The organism is Brevibacterium sp. S111 (assembly GCF_004745075.1).
Taxonomy (GTDB): Bacteria; Actinomycetota; Actinomycetes; order Actinomycetales; family Brevibacteriaceae; genus Brevibacterium.
In genome coordinates this window covers 89548-110777 of the sequence record NZ_RHFH01000011.1, presented here as the reverse complement: position 1 = coordinate 110777, position 21230 = coordinate 89548, and the positions used below count along the sequence as shown (strand labels likewise).

Genomic DNA, 21230 nt, shown 5'->3' with positions numbered 1-21230 from the left:
GGATAGGTAAAAGTTCGTCATCGAATGCGTGACACGCCTTAACTGCACGACAAAACTGCAGGTGTTACGCTAATGTGACGTTGAAGCCGTCCTTCCGGGCGGCAGCGTAATGATTGTAGATCGACCGAAGGTGACCTCATGGCGCTCACGCCTGAAGACGTAGTAAACAAGCGGTTCCAGCATGTGAAGTTCCGCGACGGGTACGACCAGGATGAAGTCGACGATTTCCTTGATGAGGTCGTCGTTGAGATCCGCCGTCTCTACCAGGAGAACGACGAACTGCGTCAGAAGCTCTCCACCGCCGAACAGCGTGTGAAGGAACTCGAAGCCGGCGGCGCCTCCGCCGCTCCGGCGCAGGACATCGACGCTACCCAGGCCATGCCTGCCGCGGTTCCGGCTCCCGAGGAGCAGGCCGAGGCGCCGGCACCCCAGGAAGCACCTGCCGCTCCGGCACCGGTCGAAGAAGCCCCGGCTCAGACCTCCGCTCCGGTGGTCAAGGAAGCCGCACCGACTCCGCAGGAGTCCTCGGCTGCACCCGCAGTCGCTGCCGGCGCAGCCGGTGGAGCAGCGGGCGCGGGCCTCGGTGCAGTCGGCGGCGACGGAGATGCCCACGGCCTCATCGCACTGGCCCAGCGCGTCCACGACGAGCACGTTGCCGAAGGTGAGCGCAAGCGCGACGAGCTCATCCAGGGCGCCGAGAAGGAAGCCGCCGATATCGTCGGCAAGGCCGAGACCAAGCGGGATGAGACCCTGTCGACCCTCGAGTCGCAGAAGTCCACGCTGGAGCGGTCGATCGACCAGCTGTCGAACTTCGAACGTCAGTACCGCACACGTCTGAAGAGCTACCTCAACGATCAGCTGCGGGACCTCGAGAACTCCACGAGCCTGGCTCCGGAGACCCTCGACGGAAACAATCCGCTGGGCGGTTCGTCGAACCACAAGCTCTGATCCACAGCGCACGGCAGAGGTCCGGGAACTCCGCGGAGGTCCCGGACCTCAGTCGTGCGCGTTCGACGTCGATGACGGTGGACTAGAATGAACCGAATGAACGATCCTGCCCCACGGGTGAACAGACCTCGTGCCGCCAAGCTGGTCCTCCTGTTCTCGATCGCGGCGATCGTGCTCGTCATCGATCAGGTCACAAAATTCCTCGCCGTCACTCTGCTCGAAGGGCAACCGCCGGTGCCCGTGATCGGGTCCTTGGCCGGGTTCAACTTCTACCGCAACCCCGGTGCCGCCCTGGGACTCGGTTCGAGTGTGACCTGGGTGTTCCCGCTCATCGCCGTCGGCGTGTTCATCGCGATCCTCCTGCTCTCCCGCAAACTCGGTTCTCGGGCGTGGGCGATCGGACTCGGCCTGCTGCTGGGCGGGCTCTTCGGCAACCTCGTCGATCGGCTGTTCCGGGAACCGGCATTCCTCCACGGGGCCGTCGTCGACTTCATCGATCTGTCGCTGTTCATCTGCAATGTCGCCGATATTGCGATCTCCGCCGCTGCCGTGGTGCTCATCATCGCCAGCCTCAAAGGCATCGAACTCGACGGTTCGGACTCCACCCGTGTGAAAGAGGACTCTCAATGACCGAACGTTCCATCCTCGTCCCTGAGGGGCTCGAAGGCCAGCGCGTGGACGCTGCGATGTCGAAGCTTCTCGGACTCTCCCGCACCGCCGCCGCAGACATCTGCGCCGACGGGGGTGTGCAGATGTCCGGACGTCCCGTGATCAAATCCGACCGGGTCATCGCCGGCGAACGCCTCGACATCATGATGCCCGAACCGAAACGGCCCCTCGAAGTCGTGGCCGACCCGGTGCCGGGCATGCGGATCGTCCACGACGAGGATGCGTTCGTCGTCGTCGACAAACCCGTCGGCGTCGCGGCCCATCCGGCCATCGGCTGGACCGGAAGGACCGTCGTCGGCGGACTCGCCGCAGCCGGTTTCCGGATCGCGACCTCCGGTGCTCCCGAACGTCAGGGCATCGTTCAGCGCCTCGACGTGGGCACTTCCGGTCTCATGGTCGTGGCGAAGAGCGAATACGCCTACAGCATGCTCAAGCGTGCGTTCAAGGAGCGCACGGTGGAGAAGACCTACCATGCGGTCGTCCAGGGGCTTCCCGACCCGGTGCTCGGAACCATCGACGCCCCCATCGCACGGCACCCGAAGCACGACGGGCTCTACGCCGTGCGCACGGAAGGCAAGAACGCGATCACCCACTACGAGGTCATCGAGGCCCACCGCCGTGCCGCGCTCGTCGAAGTCCACCTCGAAACCGGGCGCACGCACCAGATCCGCGTCCACTTCTCCGCGACCAAGCATCCCTGCGTGGGCGACGTGCCCTACGGTGCCGATCCGGTGCTGGCCAAAGAACTCGGGCTTGAACGGCAGTGGCTGCACGCGGTCAAGCTCGGATTCCACCATCCCGACACGCAGAAGTGGGTCGAATTCGAAAGCGGCTACCCCGAGGATCTGCAGGTCGCTCTCGACGGCATCCGACCGAACTGAGCACGGTCGGCCGGGCTATGACCGTGGCCCGAATGACAGCCTGTGGGCCTCTGTCGAAACGCAGCTGATGGACTAAGCTGGATGGGCAATACCGGCCACTTCAGGAAGGCGGCGCCCAGTGCCGAACGAGGACTTCGTCCACCTCCACGTCCACACCGAATACTCCATGTTGGACGGTGCGGCCCGCCTCGCCGACCTCATGGCGGCGACGAAGGCTTCGGGCATGTCCGCGATCGCCACGACCGACCACGGCTACCTCTTCGGTGCCTTCGACTTCTGGTCCCAAGCCACGGCGGCCGGCATCAAACCCATCATCGGCGTCGAAGCCTATGTCACCCCGGGAACCGACCGGCGGGACAAGACGCGAGTGAAGTGGCGCACCGACGAATCGCAGAAGAGCGACGACCTCTCCGGCGGTGGTCTCTACACGCACATGACCCTGCTGTCGCGGAACAACACGGGGATGCGCAACCTGTTCAAAGCCTCCTCGTACGCCTCTCTCGACTCAGTGACCGCGAAGTGGCCCCGGCTGGACCAGGAACTGCTCGAGACCTACTCCGATGGGCTCATCGCCACGACGGGCTGCCCCTCGGGCGAGATCCAGGTGCGGCTGCGTCTGGGGCAGTACGAAGAGGCCCGGGCCGCCGCCGGCAAGTATCGGGAGATCTTCGGCAAGGAGAACTACTACGTCGAACTCATGGACCATGGGCTGTCCATCGAGAAGCGCGTGACGAAGGATCTCATCCGTCTGTCGAAGGAGATGGACATTCCGCTGGTCGCGACGAACGACCTGCACTACACCCACGAATCCGATGCGAAGGCGCACGAAGCGCTGCTGGCCATCCAGTCCGGCTCCAAACTCATCGAACCGACCTACGATCAGGGCGGTTCCCGCTTCGCCTTCTCCGGCTCCGGCTACTACCTCAAGTCTGCGGCCGAGATGCGCTCCCTGTTCAAGGAATTCCCCGAGGCGTGCGACAACACCCTCGAAATCGCTGAGAAGTGCGAAGTCTCCTTCGACACCTCGGCGAACTACATGCCGAAGTTCCCCTGCCCGCCCGGCGAGGACGAGACCTCGTGGCTGATCAAGGAAGTCGCGAAGGGACTCGACTACCGGTACCCAGACGGTGTGCCCGACGATGTCCGCAGGCAGGCCGACTACGAGCTCGACGTCATCATCTCGATGGGCTTCCCCGGCTACTTCCTCGTCGTCGCCGACTTCATCAACTGGTCGAAAGACCACGGCATCCGGGTGGGGCCCGGCCGTGGTTCGGGTGCCGGCTCCATGGTCGCCTATGCCATGCGCATCACCGACCTCGACCCGCTCCAGCACGGACTGTTCTTCGAGCGTTTCCTCAACCCGGACCGTGTGTCCATGCCCGACTTCGACGTCGACTTCGATGATCGTCGCCGCGGTGAGGTCATCGAATACGTGACGGAGAAGTACGGCGACGAACGTGTCGCGATGATCGTGACCTACGGCACGATCAAGACGAAGATGGCGCTCAAGGACTCCGCACGTGTCCTCGGCAAACCCTTCTCCATGGGTGAACGTCTGACGAAGGCGCTGCCGCCGGCCGAGATGGCTAAGGACATCCCGCTCAAGGACATCGAGGACCCGGACTCCAAGCGGTACAAGGAAGCCGGAGAGTTCCGCGAACTCGTCGACACCGATCCCGAAGCCCGGGAGACCTTCGAGACCGCGAAGGGCCTGGAAGGGCTGAAGCGGCAGTGGGGCGTCCACGCTGCGGGCGTCATCATGTCCTCGGATCCGATCATCGACGTCATCCCGATCATGCGGCGGTTCCAAGACGGACAGGTCATCACCCAGTTCGACTACCCGACATCTGAGGGTCTCGGGCTCATCAAGATGGACTTCCTGGGGCTGCGCAACCTCACGATCGTCTCCGACGCGGTCGAGAACATCAAGGCCAACCGGGACCTCGACCTCAACCTCGAGCACCTGACCCTCGACGACCCCGACGCCTACGAGCTGCTGGCCCGCGGCGACACCCTCGGCGTCTTCCAGCTCGACGGCGGCGGACTGCGCGCCCTGCTGCGGATGATGAAGCCCGACAACTTCGAGGATATCTCCGCGACGCTTGCGCTCTATCGCCCCGGCCCGATGGGTGCCGACTCGCATACGAACTACGCCCTGCGCAAGAACGGACTGCAGGACGTCACCCCGATCCACCCCGAGCTCGAGGAACCGCTCAAGGACATCCTCGACACGACCTACGGCCTCATCATCTACCAGGAGCAGGTGATGGCGATCGCGCAGAAGGTCGCCGGATATTCGCTCGGTCAGGCCGACATCCTCCGTCGTGCGATGGGCAAGAAGAAGAAGTCGGAGCTCGACAAGCAGCAGGTCGGCTTCTTCGGCGGCATGAAGGAACGCGGCTACTCCGAGGCCGCCGCCCAAGCTCTGTGGGACATCCTGCTGCCGTTCTCCGACTACGCGTTCAACAAGGCTCACTCGGCCGCCTACGGAGTCGTGTCCTATTGGACCGCCTACCTCAAGGCCCACTACACCGCCGAGTACATGGCTGCGCTGTTGACCTCGGTCGGTGACAACAAGGACAAGTTGGCGATCTACCTCAACGAGTGTCGTCGTCTGGGCATCACCGTGCTGCCCCCCGATGTCAACGACTCGGCTCTGCACTTCACCCCGGTCGGCACCGATATCCGCTTCGGCATGGGCGCTGTGCGCAATGTCGGCTCCCATGTGGTCGAAGGCATCGTCGAGGCCCGCGGGGAGAAGGGCGCCTACACCTCGTTCACGGACTTCCTCGACAAAGTGCCCAGCCACGTGTGCAACAAGCGCACCATCGAATCGCTCATCAAGGCCGGTGGCTTCGATTCGCTCGAACACACACGGCGGTCCCTCGTCGAGATCCACGAAGAAGCCGTGGATTCGGTCATCGGCGTCAAACGGCAGGAAGCCAACGGCCAGTTCGACCTCTTCGCCGGGTTCGGCGGGGGAGACGATTCGCCGGGCTTCTCCGTGACGATCCCGGACCGTCCGGAATGGGAGAAGAAGGAGAAGCTGTCCTTCGAACGCGACATGATCGGCCTCTACGTCTCCGACCACCCGCTCAACGGGCTCGAAGGGGTGCTCGCCGCAGAATCCGAGGCCTCCATCGCCGAGGTGGCCGACCCCGAATCGCAGCGCCACGACGGATCCCAGATCAAGGTCTGCGGAATGATCACGCAGGTCACCCGCAAGGTGTCGAAGAACTCCGGACGCCCCTACGCGATCGTCACGCTCGAGGACCTCGAAGCCGAGATCGAAGTGATGTTCTTCGGTGACACCTACGAGCCCGTGGCGAGCCTGCTGGCTACCGACCTTGTGATCTCGCTGACCGGGCGCATCCGCACCTCCGAAGACCGCCCGACCTCGCTGATGGCGATGTCGATGACGATCCCGGATGTCACCGACCCCAAGGATCGGCCGCTCAACCTGCTCATGCCGATGGAGAAGGCCACCGAGGAGATGGCGACGAAGCTCAAACGGATCCTCGAGTCGAACAGGGGCCAGACCGATGTCCACGTGATCTTGTCCCAGCCGGGACGTCAGACCGTGATGCGGCTCGACCGGTCGATCCGCGTCGATCCGAATCCGAGCCTCTACGGCGACCTCAAGGCGCTGCTGGGATCGCGCTGCCTCAGCGGTTGAGCCGCGGGGGCCGGCAGAAACGGGGCCGGTGGCCCGCGGGTGGGCGAGGTGCCGTCTCCGCTGCCCGCTGAACGGCTCGAACCGCGGACCGGGCGTCTGGCCCGCAGCGACGGCGACTAGAATGGTGCAGGTGAACATTCTGGACTACCGTGGCGAGACCCTGAACAAGCGATTCCTGGCGCAGGCGCTTCCCCGTGCCGCCGATACGCATGCCGATATCGAACGTCGCGTGGCAGAGCTGCTCGAGACCGTGGCCGAAGGCGGAGCGGCCGCCGTGCTCGACTACACCGAACGCTTCGACGGGGTGCGCCCCGAGACCCTGCGGGTGCCCGCAGCGAGCCTGGCCACCGCCGCGGCCGAACTCGACCCGAAGGTCAAGTCCGCGCTCGTCGAGTCGATCGACCGGGCTCGGAAGGTCGCGGCCGATCAGCGCCCTGCCGATGTCCGCACCCAGTTGGCCTCCGGGGCCTTCGTCACCACTCGCCACCTGCCGGTCGAGCGTGTGGGACTCTATGTGCCCGGCGGTCTCGCCGTCTACCCCTCGACGGTGATCATGAACGTCGTGCCCGCCCAGACCGCAGGGGCAGACTCGCTGGCGATCGCCAGCCCGCCGCAGGCCGACGGACTGCCGCACCCGACGGTGTTGGCCACGGCCCACATCCTCGGTGTCGATGAGGTGTGGGCGATGGGCGGCGCCCAGGCGATCGGTGCCCTGGCATACGGCTTCGACGACGGGGAGGGACTCGAACCCGTCGACCTCATCACCGGACCCGGGAACGCCTATGTGGCGGCCGCGAAATCACTCGTGAGGTCCCGGGTCGGCATCGATGCGGTCGCCGGCCCGACGGAGATCATCATCCTCGCCGACGCGAGCGCGAATCCGCGATTCGTCGCCGCCGACCTCATCAGCCAGGCCGAACACGACGAACTGGCCGCCTCGGTGCTCGTGACCGATTCTGCGGACCTCGCCGAAGCGGTCGTGGCGGAGCTCAAGGTGCAGGTGCCTGCCGCAATGCACTCCGAACGGATCTCCACGGCCCTGTCCGGACGGCAGTCGGCCATCGTCCTCGTCGACGACCTCGACGCGGGCATCACCGTGGTCAACGGCTACGCGGGTGAACACGTCGAGGTCCACACCGCCGATGCCGCCGCGGTGGCCGAACGGATCACCAGCGGGGGAGCGGTGTTCCTCGGCGACTTTGCACCGGTCTCGCTCGGCGACTACTGCGCCGGTTCGAACCACGTGCTCCCGACGATGGGCACCGCCGCTCATGGTTCGGGCCTCGGGGTGCACTCATTCATCAAAGTCAGCCAGGTCATCGACTATGATCGCCAGGCGCTGTCCGAGGTGGCCGAACACATCGATGTTCTCGCCGCCAGCGAACAGCTGCCGGCCCATGGTCGCGCCGTGGATATCAGGTTCGAGGAGTAGAGATGCGTTGTCCGTTCTGCCGTGAGTCCGATTCCCGCGTCGTCGACTCGAGGACCAGCGAAGACGGCGCAGCGATCCGCAGACGGCGACAATGCCGCCACTGCGGTCGCCGCTTCACCACGATGGAGGCCACGAGTCTGTCGGTGATCAAACGCTCCGGGGTCACCGAGGAGTTCTCGCGGCAGAAGATCATGTCGGGCGTGCGCAAGGCCTGCCAGGGCCGACCGGTCAGCGACGATGATCTTGCGAAGCTGGCGCAGAAGGTCGAGGAGAACATCCGCTCGAAGGGCATCGCCGAGATCGATGCCGACGAGGTGGGACTGTCCATCCTCGATCCGCTGCGCGAGCTCGACCAGGTCGCCTACCTGCGCTTCGCCAGCGTCTATCAGGGGTTCGACTCGCTCGAAGACTTCGAAGCCGCGATCGATTCGCTGCGTGCCGATGCGCTTCTGCAGGCCGGCCAGACCCGGGAACCGACCCCGGAGGATTTCGCGGACTGACCGGATCCTGAGACCGTTGAAAAATCCCTGCGGAAATCTTCGTCTCGAGTACCGCGGTGCATAAATAGTTGTGTAGTATTGACAGTGCGCGCTACGGCGCGCGGCCGCTTGCGGTTCGGAGGGGAAGCCGAACCCAAGCGGCCTTTCACATTCACGCTCACGGAAACGGCGGGTCTGAGGCCGAAGAGCGCGTACAGCAACGGCCCCGTCCGAGTCGAAACGCCCACGTGTGAGACCGGGCTGTTCGACTCGGACGGGGCCGAAGCCGATTCGGTGCTGATCAGCCGGCGCGGCGCACGGATTCAGCGGCGAAGAGCTCGACGAGTTCCGTGGTCGCCGAGGCGAGGACGCGCAGACGCTCCGTGGTCCTCGTCAGTGCCACATAGAGCCCGCCGATGCCGGTTTCGCTGCCGGCAGGAGCGATGGAACCGGGTTCGACGATGATCACCGAGTCGAACTCGAGGCCCTTGGCCTGCTGCGGGGTGATGAGGGCGATCTGATGGTCGAGGCCGGTGACCGAACGTCCGAAGTCGAAGTCCGCGAGCACCTCGGCGATGGGGTCGATGAGCTCCGACGGAGCGATGACGGCGATCTTTCCGCCTTCTGCGGCAGCCACTTCCTCAGCGGTCGTGGTCACCAGGGCATCGAGGACCTCGGTTTCGTCGGCGAAGGTATCCAGGCGGGGGTCGACACCTCCCTGACGCACCGATTCGACGAGCTCGAGCTGCGGGAAATGACGGTGGAGGTATCGGTTGGCCAGATCCATCACCGACTGCGGGGTGCGGTAGGAGACCGTGAGCACCTGGAGAGCGAAGCGGTCTCCGACGAACTCGGAGAGGATCGAGGACCAGGTGCGGGCGTTGTCGACCTGCGAAGACTGCGCGAGGTCACCGACGACGGTCGCCGATTTCGAAGGAACCCTGCGGAAGAGCACCCGCCACTGCATGGGGGAGAGCTCCTGGGCCTCATCGACGACGAGGTGACCGTACGTCCACTCTCGGTCCTCCAGAGCGCGTTCGGCCAGGGTCATCGTCGGACCCTGCTCCTCCCACCGTTCGGCGAGCATCTCAGCGGTGACCATTCCGCCGGTCTCGGTCATATCCACGACGGCCTCGGCGTAGTCGCGGGCCGCATCGTCGCGGGCCTGGGTCTGCTGCGGGCTGGAGCCGAGGAGTTCGGCCAGCTCATCGAGCAGCGGGACATCCTCGACGGTGAATTCCTGCTGACGGTGCTCGAGCAGGGTCGACTGCTCGGCCGGGGTGAGGAGCCTGCCGGCGGCGGCACGCAGCTTGTGCGGTTTGCCCAGCAGGGCGCGCAGCGCACCGGCGGGACCGATGGGGAACCAGGCGAGATTGAGGGCACGACGGACGTCGACGCTCGACCTCAGCTCCTCCAACAGCTCGGGCAGGCGCTCACCGGCGGCATCGAGGCCCATCTCGCGGGCGAGATCCTCGGCGAGGATCTTCAGCAGACCGGTGACGAATCCGGTGCGAGCCGCGTTGTGCGCATCTCCGCTGCGCTGTGCTCGGTCGCGGGCCGACCGGACGTCCTTGCGTCGCAGCACGATGGTGTGCGAACCGACGCGCAGCTCCTCGTCGTGCTCGGGCACGCGCTGATAGTTCGCGATGTGATTCTTCAGGATCGTGGCCATGACTCCGCGGCCCTTGATCTCCGCGACCGCCGGATCGTCGGTGGCATCGGTGTCGAGTCCGGGGTAGAGCTGACCGGGGGTGAGGAGGACGGCTCCGGTCTCGCCGAGGCTGGGCAGCACCTTCTCGATGTACTTGAGGAACACCGTCGACGGACCCACGAGGAGGACACCCGACTTGGCGATCCTCTCCCGGTGACGGTAGAGGAGGAACGCGGCACGGTGGAGGGCGACCGCGGTCTTCCCCGTGCCCGGACCGCCTTGGACGACGAGGAGGCCGGAGAGCGGGCGGCGGATGATGGCGTCCTGCTCGGCCTGGATGGTGGCGACGATATCGCCCATCCGGCCGGTGCGATGACTGGACAGAGCCGCGAGCAGGGCTCCTTCGCCCTGCAGGTTCGACCGCTGATCATCGTCGAGGGCCTCGATGTCGAGCACATCGTCCTCGATCCCGGTGACCTTCCGGTTGGCGGTCACGAGGTGACGGCGGCGGGCGACGCCTTCGGGGGTGGCCGCGGTCGACTGGTAGAAACGCTCCGCGGCCGGTGCTCTCCAGTCGATGAGGATCTGCTGACGCTGCGCATCGGTGAGACCGATGCGGCCGATGTAGGTGGGGTCGTCCTCGTCGACGAGGTCGAGGCGACCGAAGCACAGTCCCTCCTCGGCGCCGTCGAGGCGGATGAGCTGATCTTCGTACAGGGTGGCGAAGGCATCACGTTCGGTGCGGTGCTGGTGGTTGCCTCCGACCTCGGAGATCCTCACGGTTCCGAGGCGCGCTGTCGTCTCCTCCCGCAGCTCATCGAGTCGGGCATAGAGCTCGTCGAGCTTGGCCTGCTCGACGCGAATTTCTGAAGTTTCGGTCATCTCACCTTCTTGGGTCGGCATTCAATTATGCCGAACTTTCCTCGGTGTCTGTAGTCGCAGGGTCATTTCGGATCGGGGCGTACCTCACATTCCCCACCAGGACGGGTGGTCAGGACCGCAACGGGGCCGGTTCGCCGTCGGAGTCTCGCGAGTTCACAGGCCCAGGCGGGAACGCAGACCCTTTCCGGACAGGAACGTCGCGACCGAAGCGGCTGTCCGCAGACTGCGGTCGAGTCCGGCCGTATCCAACGGTGTGTTCGATGCGAGCACGACGACGTTGCCGCGCCGACGTCCCTTGAGGATCGCCGGTTCCGTGGCCGCGGCGAGGTGCGCGAAATGCTCCCCCAAAGCATTGAGCTCGGATTTCAGCACCCCATGGTCACCGGAATCGGGGACATTGGCGACATAGAGACCGGAGTCCTTGACCACCTCGGCGCAGGACGCGAAGAAGTCTGGGCTCTGCAGGGCCGGGGGCACCGAATCGTGGTCGAAGGCGTCACGGACGAGGACATCGAGGGTGTCGGGCCGGAACGTCCCGATCTCCGCGGCCCCGTCACCGGCTCGCAGGGCCAGGGCGGGGGAGCGGGGCAGATCGAACCACTCGCGTGCGAAGCCGAGCAGCGCCGCGTCGATGTCGATCGCCGTCTGCTTCGATCCCGGCCGCGTCGCGTCGAGCGCACGCGCGAGCGCGCAGCCGGCCGCACCGATATGTGCGGCCCGCAGAGACCCGGCGGGGAGGACGACGTCGATCGCGCGGCGCATCCAGTCGAGGTACTCGAAGTCCAGGCGGGTGGGATCACTGAGGGTGATCGACGACGAGGGAACGCCATTGACGTGGAGGACATAGGAATCGGCCTCCCCGTCGAGCTTCTCCAGGCGGGCCGTCCCCGTCGAGATGTCGACCACTTGGGACCCCGGTGCTGTGTAAATCCGTCTCTTCGCCACCCCTCACTTGTATGTCAGTGGAGCCCGCGTGGCAATTCGGTCCGAATCCGCGTGGGGACGAAGGCCGCGACTCGGACACCGGGGGCCTGTGGATCGCTTCCCGCTGTCCACAGCCACGGGAAGAGGTCTGGTCGTCGGCAGAGCCGATCGGATGGAGTGGAACCTCGACCGCACCAACGAGTTCGGACCGCACCATCGAGCTCGGACCACACTGCCAGACCACAACGAGGACACAACAGGCGAGGACAGATCATGAGAACACCAGCCCGCTCACCAGAAGACATCATCGGAATCATCCCCCACACTCTCGGCTACACGCCTCGCCGCAGTCTCGTGGCGCTCATCGTCGGCACCGAGACCGGTGGGACCCAGACGAGTTCGACGACCCTGCGTACCGACTTCGACCGGGAGACCGCGGCGCGGATCATCTCCGAAGGAGGAACCTGGTATGCGGATCTCGTCTCCCGCGCCTGCGCAGTGACCGGCATCTTCTTCGTTCTCTACGATGACGACTACGAACCGGTCGCCGAGTGCGAACCGAACGGTGACAGCGAACCGACCGGCGGCTGCGGACCGACCGGCGACCTCGGCGCCGCCGGCCGGGTCGACGAATACGCCGCGGTCCACCGCAGCCTCATCCGTGCGGCCATCGACGAGCTGGCACTGACCTTCGACGCCAGAGGGATCGACACACTCAGCGCCTGGTGGGTGAGCAGGGACCGATTCGGGCGCATCGACCACGACGGATACGACAGCACACCCCTGATCGCAGCGACCACCTCGGCGTGTGCGACGGAACTTGTGGCCGGCGGATCCAATCCGGTCAGCGCCCCCGAAGAGCTCGTCATCGCTCCGCTGTCGGCCGAAGCCTTCGCCGACAGCAGGCGCGGACGCGAAGAGGAATGGATGGGCATGGGGGAGGCCTTCACGATCTTCGCCGAACTCTATCCCCGCCTGAACGCGATGCGCGACGGTGAGGAGCCCCTCGACATCGCCCGGCTGCAGGCCCTCATGGAGCTGCCGACAGTGATGGCCCTAGACACCCTCCTCGCCGAGAAATGGTCGAGGGACGCACTCGAGATGATCCTCAGCTTCGACCACCCGGACTTCCCGCCCGCTCGCGTCCTCGACGCCGACGGCGACCGACTGCGCGAACTCTGCTGGGACTCGAGTCGCCGGGCCGACGCGGCGCGGGAGCTCATCGGGCTCTCCGAACGTGCTCCGCACCCGCGCGATGTGCTGCTGTCCATCGCCTTCCTCAAGGAATACCTGCCGGTCGGTCACCCCCAGGTGCGAGCCACGGCATATTCGGTCATCGCATGGTTCGAATGGGCACTGGGCGGGTCGACGATGGCAGAGAACTACGCTCTGGCCGCCCTCGACCTCGAACCCGAGCACGGGCTGGCCGGGCTCATCGCGAACGCTGTGAAGAGGGGCTTCCTGCCGCGCTGGCTCATGGACACCGAGGGCGCACCCCTGTGAACGGGCGCACCGGCGCGGAGGAACGACCAGCGCGGAGGAAAGCCGGCGCGGAGGAGCGACCGCCGCACAGGAAAGTCCGGCGACGACGAAAGACCGGCGCGGAGGAAAGAGGGAACAGAACCGACGGGCGCGGTGTTCGCCCAGACAGAGCGTCGGCACGGTGCCCGGGACTTGCGCAGCCCCGATTCGCAATGCCGGGAATAACGTGCGAAAATTAGGCGTTGACCCAGTCATAGCATGATGGGCGGACTCTGCGTTCGCTCCGGACCGTACTCGGACCACTTGACTTGGGTCTTAGTACTGTCCGAATGCATGGGGAAGTTTCAACGCTCGCGAAAGGTGAACACGTGCCGAGAGTCGACAAGGAAACCACAACGGTGACAGAGAAGTCGGAGGGAACGGCCGGCAAGACCTCGACCGGTGGATCCAAGACCACTGCGGCGTCGAAGTCCACCGCGAAGAAGACGACGAAGGCGTCGACCACCGCCGGAGCGAAGAAGGCGACGACGAAGGCGACCGCGGCGAAGGTTGAGAAGGCCGCGCAGGCCAAGACCACCGCCACGAAGAAGCCGGCCGCTGCGAAATCCGCCGCGACGAAGACCACGGCAGCGAAGGCCACTGCGGCCAAGTCGACCGCGGCACCGAAGAAGACCACCACGAAGGCGGCCGCAGCCAAGGACGCGAAGAAGGCGACCAAGGCGAAGAAGACCGTCGAAGACATCGACACCACCGAAGAGGTCGAGCCGGCCGCGGACGCACTCGCCACCGAGGAGAGCCCCGCGGAGGCGACCGAGACGAAGAACTCGGAGGAGAAGGAGAAGAACGCAGCCGTCGCCGAAGCCGGCGGCTTCATCGTCTCCGACGCCGACGAGGAAGACGCTCCTGCACAGCAGGTCGTGTCCGCAGGTGCGACCGCGGACCCCGTCAAGGACTACCTCAAGCAGATCGGCAAGGTGGCCCTGCTCAACGCCGCCGAGGAGGTCGACCTGGCCAAGCGGATCGAGGCCGGCATGTACGCCGAGCACCTCCTCGACGCCGGTGAGGTCAGTGATCCGCGCGAGACGATGGACTACAAGTGGATCATCCACGACGGTCGGATCGCGAAGAACCACCTCCTCGAAGCCAACCTCCGCCTCGTCGTGTCCCTGGCCAAGCGCTACACCGGACGCGGCATGCTGTTCCTCGACCTCATCCAGGAAGGCAACCTGGGCCTCATCCGCGCCGTTGAGAAGTTCGACTACACCAAGGGCTTCAAATTCTCGACCTATGCCACGTGGTGGATCCGCCAGGCCATCACCCGCGCCATGGCCGACCAGGCTCGCACCATCCGCATTCCCGTGCACATGGTCGAGGTCATCAACAAGCTCGCTCGTGTGCAGCGCCAGATGCTCCAGGATCTCGGACGCGAACCGACCCCGGAAGAGCTCGCGAAGGAGCTCGACATGACGCCCGAGCGCGTCGTCGAGGTGCAGAAGTACGGGCGTGAGCCCATCTCGCTGCACACGCCCCTGGGCGAAGACGGCGATTCGGAGTTCGGCGACCTCATCGAAGACTCCGAGGCGGTCGTGCCCTCGGATTCGGTGAGCTTCACACTCCTGCAGGAGCAGCTGCATTCGGTCCTCGACACGCTCTCCGAGCGCGAAGCCGGTGTCGTGTCCATGCGCTTCGGACTCAACGACGGACAGCCGAAGACCCTCGATGAGATCGGCAAGGTCTACGGGGTCACCCGTGAACGCATCCGCCAGATAGAGTCGAAGACGATGGCGAAGCTGCGCCACCCGTCACGCTCGCAGGTGCTGCGCGACTACCTCGACTGATGAGCGGCTGAGCCCGCCCACACGAGACCGCACGCCCCGGGGACGCCCCTCGGGGCGTGCGGCGTCCGAGGGCCCTGTTCGCGAAGTCAGAACCCGGCGACCTCGGTGAAGTCAGAAGCTGTTGACCGTCGACCTCCGTGAAGTCAGAACCAGTCGACGATGCCGTCGAAGAGCGCCGCCGCGTATTTCGACTGCCCGGACTTCGACTCCATGAGCTTCGCTTCGGCGGGGTTGCGCATCTCCCCGCATTCGACGATGACAGCGGGCACGGAGGCATTGTTCAGGCCCGCCAGATCGGGGCGACGGCTGATCGCATCCTTCCCGTAGGCCTGATTCGGGGTGAACGTCTCACCCATCGCCGAGCCCAGCGACTTCGCCAGAGAGACGGAGGCCTTCTCGGTCTTCTCGTCTTCGCCGGGGTCGGCCACGATGATGTGGAAGCCCCGGACCGAACTCGATTCGCTGCCGTTGGCGTGGATGCTCACGAGCAGATCGGCGTCATCGGCGAAGGTGCCGCGCTCATCCACGCACGGCCCCACCCCCTTGTTGTCCTTGCGGCTGAGCACGACCGTCGCCCCAGCCTGTTCGAGGGAGTGCCGCAGCTTCTTCGCCACCGCCCAGGTGAAGTCGGCCTCCGGATAGTCCGAGTTCGTCGAGGTGCCCGTGGTGTTGCACGGCTTCGTGCCGCCGCGACCATCGGGGACGGGCCGATTGATCTTCGCCGGGGCGGCGGCATTGCCGCCGTTGTGGCCGGGATCGACGGCGATCGTCTTCCCACTGAGGTCGACCTCGGCCGGGTCACTCGCCGAGGCGGCCCCGGCGTCGGTGTCGGACGTGCGCTCACCTGCCGGTTCGGTCGCTGCTGCCGTGCCGGATGCCGGGGTCGTCGTGTCCGCACCGGGGGTGGTCTCCTCCCCGCAGGCGACGAGACCGGGCAGGCAGAGTGCGGCGGACAGGACGAGGGCGGCAGGGAGAAGGCGACGACGCATGAGTCCCATTGTCTCAGCCGAACCCGGTCGGGCACCGGAAATGAGCGAAACTCATCTCGACACGGCCCGCAGGGAATAGGGCGCAGAGCCCGCAACGATTAGAATTTAATCGAACGAGAGGAAATCTGTGGAAGACGAAAGCTACGGCGCCAGACATCTGTCGGTCCTGTCCGGTCTCGAGGCGGTGCGCAAACGCCCGGGAATGTACATCGGCACGACCGACTCCCGCGGTCTCATGCACTGCCTGTGGGAGATCATCGACAACTCCGTCGATGAGGCTCTCGGCGGGCACGGATCCGGCATCCTCATCGAACTCGCCCCCGACGGATCGGTCGCCGTCACCGACCAGGGCCGCGGCATCCCCGTCGACATCGAACCGAAGACCGGACTGACCGGAGTCGAGGTCGTCATGACCAAGCTCCACGCCGGCGGCAAATTCGGCGGATCCTCCTATGCGGCCTCCGGCGGCCTCCACGGCGTCGGCGCCTCAGTCGTCAACGCCCTGTCCGCACGCCTCGACGTCGAGGTCACGCGCGGGTCGAAGGTCCACAAGATGTCTTTCCGGCGTGGTGTGCCCGGTCGTTTCGACGACTCCGCCGGGACCACGAGTCCGGACAACCCCTTCGAAGAGTTCCACGAGCCGACGGGTCTCGACGTCGTCGGCAAGGCCAAGCGCGGAGTCACCGGCACGCGTGTGCAGTACTGGGCGGATCCGCAGATCTTCCTGGCCAAGGCTCAGTTCGACTATCAGCACCTCGTCGAACGAGCTCGGCAGACCGCTTTCCTCGTTCCCGGGCTCGAGATCCGCATCGTCGACCGTCGCGGTGTCGCCCGGGACGAGACCGGTGCCGTCATCGCCGAGCGCGAGGAGATCTTCAAGTTCGACGGCGGCATCACGGAGTTCGTCGACCATCTCTCCATCGACCCGCCGATCACCGACACATGGCGGCTGCAGAACACGGGCACCTTCAAGGAAACGGTGCCGGTGCTCGACGCCTCTGGGCACCTCGAATCCAAGGAGGTCGAACGCGAGGTCGGCATCGACATCGCACTGCGCTGGGGGACCGGCTATGACACGAAGCTCAAGACCTTCGTCAACGTCGTGGCCACGCCGCACGGCGGCACCCACCTCGCGGGGTTCGAACAGGCCTGCCTGAAGGCGATGCGCAAGGCCGTCGAGGCCAATGCGCGGAAACTCAAGGTCGGCAAGGACAAACTCGAAAAAGACGATGTCATGGCCGGGCTCACCGCTGTGGTCACCGTGCAGCTGGCCGAGCCCCAGTTCGAGGGCCAGACCAAGGAGGTCCTCGGCACGGCCGCAGTTCGGCAGATCGTTGCCAAGACCGTCGAATCCCAGCTCGGCGATGTGCTCTCGTCGACGAAGCGGGCGGAGAAGCAGCAGGCCGCGGTCCTCTTGGAGAAGGTCGTCGCGGAGATGAAGTCGCGTATCTCCGCTCGCACCCACAAGGAGAACCAGCGCCGCAAGACCGCGCTGGAGGCCTCCTCGCTGCCGGCGAAGCTCTATGACTGCCGTGACAACGGAGTGGAGAACACCGAACTGTTCATCGTCGAAGGCGATTCGGCGATGGGCACGGCCAAGGCCGCACGGAACTCCGACCATCAGGCACTGTTCCCCATCCGCGGAAAGATCCTCAACGTGCAGAAGGCGACCCTGGCGGACATGCTCGCCAACGTCGAATGCTCGGCCCTCATCCAGGTCATCGGTGCCGGCTCCGGACGCAGCTTCGACCTCGAATCGGCCCGGTACGGACGAGTGATCATCATGACCGATGCCGACGTCGACGGGGCGCACATCCGCACTCTGCTGCTCACCCTCTTCTTCCGGTACATGAAGCCGCTGGTCGAGCAGGGGCGGGTCTTCGCAGCCGTGCCGCCGCTGCACCGGGTCGAGGTCGTCACGAAGCGCGGCACCCCGAATGACGTCGTCTACACCTATTCGGAGGCCGAGCTGCATGCTCTGCTGAAGAAGCTCGAGAAGCAGAAGAAGGTGTACAAGGAGCCGATCCAGCGCTACAAGGGCCTGGGGGAGATGGACGCCGACCAGCTGGCCGAGACGACGATGGACCCGGGGATGCGCACGCTGCGGCGAGTGACGATGGCCGACGCCGAGGCGGCGGAGAACACCTTCGAACTCCTCATGGGCTCCTCCGTGGGGCCGCGCAAGGAATTCATCGTCTCCGGTGCCGCCGTCCTCGACGCCGAGCGCATCGACAGCTGAACCGCCGCTGTCCGCCCGCCGTCGCGGACGATCGCCCGCGCCGGTAATCAGATGCCGAAGGCAGCGGGCGTGAGGATGAGAAGGGTCGGGACGAGCAGCAGCACTGCGGCCAACCCGATCGACATCAGTCGCACGGGGATCCGTGTCGAGTCCAAGGGATGGGAGAGCCTGCGGATGCGCTGTGCCGAGAGGCCACCGCGGTGCTCGGGGTTCATCTCGGCCGCCGACTGCACGGCCTGAGCGAGGATCTGCGGATCCACGCGCTCTCGTGCCTGATCATCGGCCATGAGCTCGATGAGCCGATTCACCGAGTTGAGACCGATCGCCGTGGCAGAGAAGTAGGGCAGAGCGCGGTGCCAAGCGGCGAAGGGAATGACGAGCACGTCGTGCCGGAAGTCCAGATGCGCCCGCTCGTGCGCGATGACCGCGGTGCGTTCGTTCTCATCGAGGGCCTTGATCAGACCGGTGGAGAGCACAGCAGTGCCCTTCCGCGGTCCTTTCGGCAGACAGTACGCGACCACTTCGTCGGTGCTGATGATCCGCGTATCGGGGTAGGTCGCCGAGGGCTCGCTGAGCAGGTGGAGGATCTCATCGTGGCGCAGGCGCGCCTTCCTCGCCGAATAGAAGGTCAGAACCAGGCAGCCGAGCAGTCGGCCGATGAGGAGGACGGCGATGATGAGGAAGACCCATGCCACCAGCGAAAGCTGAGTATGGGCTTCACCGCGCAGCAGTTCGAGGAGTCCCTGAGGCAGACTGGTCGTTCCGGGAGCAACGGCGAAAGCGAGTGCGGCTCCGATGAGGGAGAGCCCACCGGAGAGGCCGACGGCCTGCCAGAGGACGACCTCGGAGATCGGATCACCGCGAAAGCGCGCGAGAGCCGCAGGAATCGGCCATGCCAGCAGAAACGCCAGCACGGCCAGAATCAAGCCCACGATGGTCATTGAGGTGACCGACCTGGGTCAGGACTGCGTCGAGTGATTGCGTCCGAGCAGGTTGCGCAGCGCCTTGGTGTCGGCTTCCGTGACGGTGCCGAGGAAGCGTGCGAGGACGGCCTGACGGTCCGGGGCCTGCGAGAGCATCTCGGTCATCAGCTCCGCCACGTGGTCTTCGCGAGTGGATACCGCGAGGTAGCGATGCGGGCGAATGCTCCGGTCGCGAGTGACGAAGCCCTTCTTCTCCAGGCGGGAGAGGACAGTATGGACCGTCGTCAGAGCGAGCTCTCGATCCGAGAGTACGTCGCGGAGCTCGGCGGCACTCAATCCGTCGTCATGGACCCAGATGGCGTCCATGACGCTGCGTTCGAGTTCACCCAGTGTTCCCACAGTTCTTAAGTCCTCAGTCTTCTTCGTCGGCCGGTACAACAAGAGTATATCTCTACAGTCTGTCGAATTCCAGGCAGGCGGCTGTGTGGCGCCCGCTGATCGACGCTGGTCTCCCGCGGCAGGGGAGGGGCATACTTGGTACAGGGAATCTTGAATGACGAAACGGTTACGGTGCCGGTTCTACGGAGTGTAGAATTCTACGCAGCGTAGAAACATTGCCGAACCTGAACGGAGAGCCCATGGAATTGGACCCGGTCCTCATCGGACGATGGCAATTCGGAATCACCACGGTCTACCACTTCTGGATGGTGCCGCTGACGCTGGGGCTCGGGATGCTCGTCGCGATCCTGCAGACGATCTACCACCGCACAGGCAACGAGGTCTACCTGCGGAGCACGAAGTTCTTCGGCAAACTCTTCCTCATCAACTTCATCATGGGTGTGGCCACCGGCCTCGTCCAGGAATTCCAGTTCGGCATGGCCTGGAGCGAGTACTCCCGCTTCGTCGGCGATGTCTTCGGCGCGCCCCTGGCTCTCGAGGCGCTTCTCGCCTTCTTCCTCGAATCGACGTTCATCGGCCTCTGGGTCTTCGGCTGGGGCCGGCTGCACCGGGCCGTCCACCTCGGTGCGCTGTGGTGCGCGGTCATCGGATCGTGGATCTCGGCCTACTTCATCATCGTCGCGAACTCGTGGATGCAGCACCCCGTCGGCGTCGAACTCGTCGACGGTCGACCGGTGATGACCGATGTGTGGGCCGTGCTCGGCAACAACACCGCCATCGCGGCCTATACGCACACGCTCTTCGGCGCCCTGGCCGTCGGCGGTTCGTTCCTGCTCGGCATCTCCTGGTACCACCTCTACCATCGACGCAAGGACGGCATCGACACCGTCGGCGCCGACGGCAAGGTCATCGTCGGGTCCACACCCGAACTGCCCGGGCGCGACGCGACCGACCACACGGTGTGGATCAAGTCGCTGCGCATCGGCGCCATCGTCGGCATCATCGCCTTCGCCGGAGTCTCCATCACCGGTGACGTCCAGGCGAAGCTGATGTTCGAACAGCAGCCGATGAAGATGGCCTCCGCCGAGGCAGCCTGCCACGACGGCACCGAATTCTCCGTCCTCACCATCGCCGACCCGGCGTCGAACGACTGCGACGGCGTCCAGAACATCTTCGAGATCCCCGGGCTGCTGTCCTTCCTCGCCAACGGCGACTTCGACACCCCGGTCCACGGCGTGACGACCCTGCTCCCGGAATACCAGGAGCACTACGGCACCCATATCCCCGATGACCCGAGATACGGCGAACACGCCGGTGAGCCGATCGACTACCAGCCGATCATGATCGTCACCTACTGGGGATTCCGCATGATGATCGGCTTCGGTGCTCTCGCCGCCGGTGTCTGCGCGATCGGACTCTGGCTCTCTCGCAAGGGCACGGTTCCGCAGTCGAAATGGCTCAGCCGCGGCTTCGTCCTGGCCATCACGGCACCGTTCATCGCGAACTCGGCAGGATGGATCTTCACCGAAATGGGCCGTCAGCCCTTCGTCGTGGCCCCGAACCCCGCCCAGCTCGACGGTGTGTTCATGTACACCCAGGCGGCGCTCTCACCCGAGGTCACACCCGCAATGCTGCTGTTCTCACTGATCAGCCTGACCCTCGTGTACGGGGTGCTCATGGTCGTGGAGCTGCGGCTGCTGACGACCTATGTCAAGGGCGGAGTCGCCTCGGCGATGCCGGACCTCGCGGCGCCCAAATCCAAACCCACGATCACCGACGACGGCGACGATGTGCTGTCGTTCGCCTACTGAGGGAGAA

The 21230-nt window shown here is 65.3% G+C and carries 15 protein-coding genes; 10 read left to right on the top strand and 5 right to left on the bottom strand.

Going from position 1 to position 21230, the window contains the following annotated elements; genetic code table 11:
- The first annotated feature begins 138 nt into the window (after positions 1-138).
- The 6 genes from EB836_RS13600 to nrdR all read left to right on the top strand — a co-directional run bounded on the left by EB836_RS13600 (position 139) and on the right by nrdR (position 8106).
- Positions 139-948, top strand: coding sequence for a DivIVA domain-containing protein (locus EB836_RS13600; protein ID WP_135541296.1), 810 nt, complete (start codon positions 139-141; stop codon positions 946-948).
- 96 nt (positions 949-1044) lie between these two features.
- Positions 1045-1578: a signal peptidase II gene (locus EB836_RS13595; RefSeq protein WP_135541294.1), complete on the top strand. Its 534-nt coding sequence runs from the start codon at positions 1045-1047 to the stop codon at positions 1576-1578.
- The gene (locus EB836_RS13590) at positions 1575-2498 is read left to right on the top strand and encodes an RluA family pseudouridine synthase (protein WP_135541292.1); all 924 of its coding nucleotides are present in this window, start codon (positions 1575-1577) and stop codon (positions 2496-2498) included. Before EB836_RS13595 ends, EB836_RS13590 begins: the two co-directional genes overlap by 4 nt.
- Positions 2499-2616: 118 nt before the next feature.
- The gene (gene dnaE, locus EB836_RS13585) at positions 2617-6174 is read left to right on the top strand and encodes a DNA polymerase III subunit alpha (protein ID WP_135541290.1); all 3558 of its coding nucleotides are present in this window, start codon (positions 2617-2619) and stop codon (positions 6172-6174) included.
- A 121-nt stretch (positions 6175-6295) separates the two neighbouring features.
- Positions 6296-7606: a histidinol dehydrogenase gene (gene hisD, locus EB836_RS13580; RefSeq protein WP_135541288.1), complete on the top strand. Its 1311-nt coding sequence runs from the start codon at positions 6296-6298 to the stop codon at positions 7604-7606.
- A 2-nt stretch (positions 7607-7608) separates the two neighbouring features.
- Entirely contained in the window at positions 7609-8106 is a 498-nt protein-coding gene (nrdR, locus tag EB836_RS13575) for a transcriptional regulator NrdR (RefSeq protein WP_135541286.1), read from the top strand.
- Between the two features lie 280 nt (positions 8107-8386).
- Here nrdR and EB836_RS13570 read toward each other — a convergent pair whose 3' ends face one another.
- Both EB836_RS13570 and EB836_RS13565 read right to left on the bottom strand, forming a co-directional pair.
- The gene (locus tag EB836_RS13570) at positions 8387-10618 is read right to left on the bottom strand and encodes an ATP-binding domain-containing protein (protein ID WP_135541284.1); all 2232 of its coding nucleotides are present in this window, start codon (positions 10616-10618) and stop codon (positions 8387-8389) included.
- A 153-nt stretch (positions 10619-10771) separates the two neighbouring features.
- Positions 10772-11563, bottom strand: coding sequence for a fused MFS/spermidine synthase (locus tag EB836_RS13565; protein ID WP_135541282.1), 792 nt, complete (start codon positions 11561-11563; stop codon positions 10772-10774).
- 252 nt (positions 11564-11815) lie between these two features.
- Between EB836_RS13565 and EB836_RS13560 the strand changes: the two genes are divergently transcribed.
- Together EB836_RS13560 and EB836_RS13555 are read left to right on the top strand one after the other, a co-directional pair.
- Positions 11816-13045: a DUF4192 family protein gene (locus EB836_RS13560; protein WP_135541280.1), complete on the top strand. Its 1230-nt coding sequence runs from the start codon at positions 11816-11818 to the stop codon at positions 13043-13045.
- A gap of 377 nt (positions 13046-13422) precedes the next feature.
- On the top strand, positions 13423-14862 hold the full coding sequence (locus EB836_RS13555) for an RNA polymerase sigma factor (protein WP_135541278.1): 1440 nt from the start codon (positions 13423-13425) through the stop codon (positions 14860-14862).
- A gap of 143 nt (positions 14863-15005) precedes the next feature.
- Here the strand turns inward: EB836_RS13555 and EB836_RS13550 are convergent, their stop codons facing one another.
- Entirely contained in the window at positions 15006-15851 is an 846-nt protein-coding gene (locus tag EB836_RS13550) for an N-acetylmuramoyl-L-alanine amidase (protein WP_135541276.1), read from the bottom strand.
- Positions 15852-15978: 127 nt separating this feature from the next.
- Here EB836_RS13550 and EB836_RS13545 point away from each other — a divergent pair, with 127 nt between their 5' ends.
- Positions 15979-18090, top strand: a complete 2112-nt coding sequence (locus tag EB836_RS13545; protein WP_135541274.1) for a DNA topoisomerase IV subunit B — start codon at positions 15979-15981, stop codon at positions 18088-18090.
- A 47-nt stretch (positions 18091-18137) separates the two neighbouring features.
- On the opposite strand, the gene EB836_RS13540 is transcribed toward EB836_RS13545, so the two are convergent.
- Complete coding sequence (locus tag EB836_RS13540) at positions 18138-19031, bottom strand: M56 family metallopeptidase (protein WP_135541272.1); 894 nt, start codon at positions 19029-19031, stop codon at positions 18138-18140.
- Positions 19032-19049: 18 nt separating this feature from the next.
- On the bottom strand, positions 19050-19412 hold the full coding sequence (locus EB836_RS13535; protein ID WP_135541270.1) for a BlaI/MecI/CopY family transcriptional regulator: 363 nt from the start codon (positions 19410-19412) through the stop codon (positions 19050-19052).
- Between the two features lie 239 nt (positions 19413-19651).
- Between EB836_RS13535 and EB836_RS13530 the strand changes: the two genes are divergently transcribed.
- Positions 19652-21223 carry a cytochrome ubiquinol oxidase subunit I gene (locus EB836_RS13530; protein WP_240689977.1) on the top strand — a complete coding sequence of 524 codons (1572 nt, stop codon included), beginning with the start codon at positions 19652-19654 and terminating at the stop codon, positions 21221-21223.
- Positions 21224-21230: the final 7 nt, after the last annotated feature.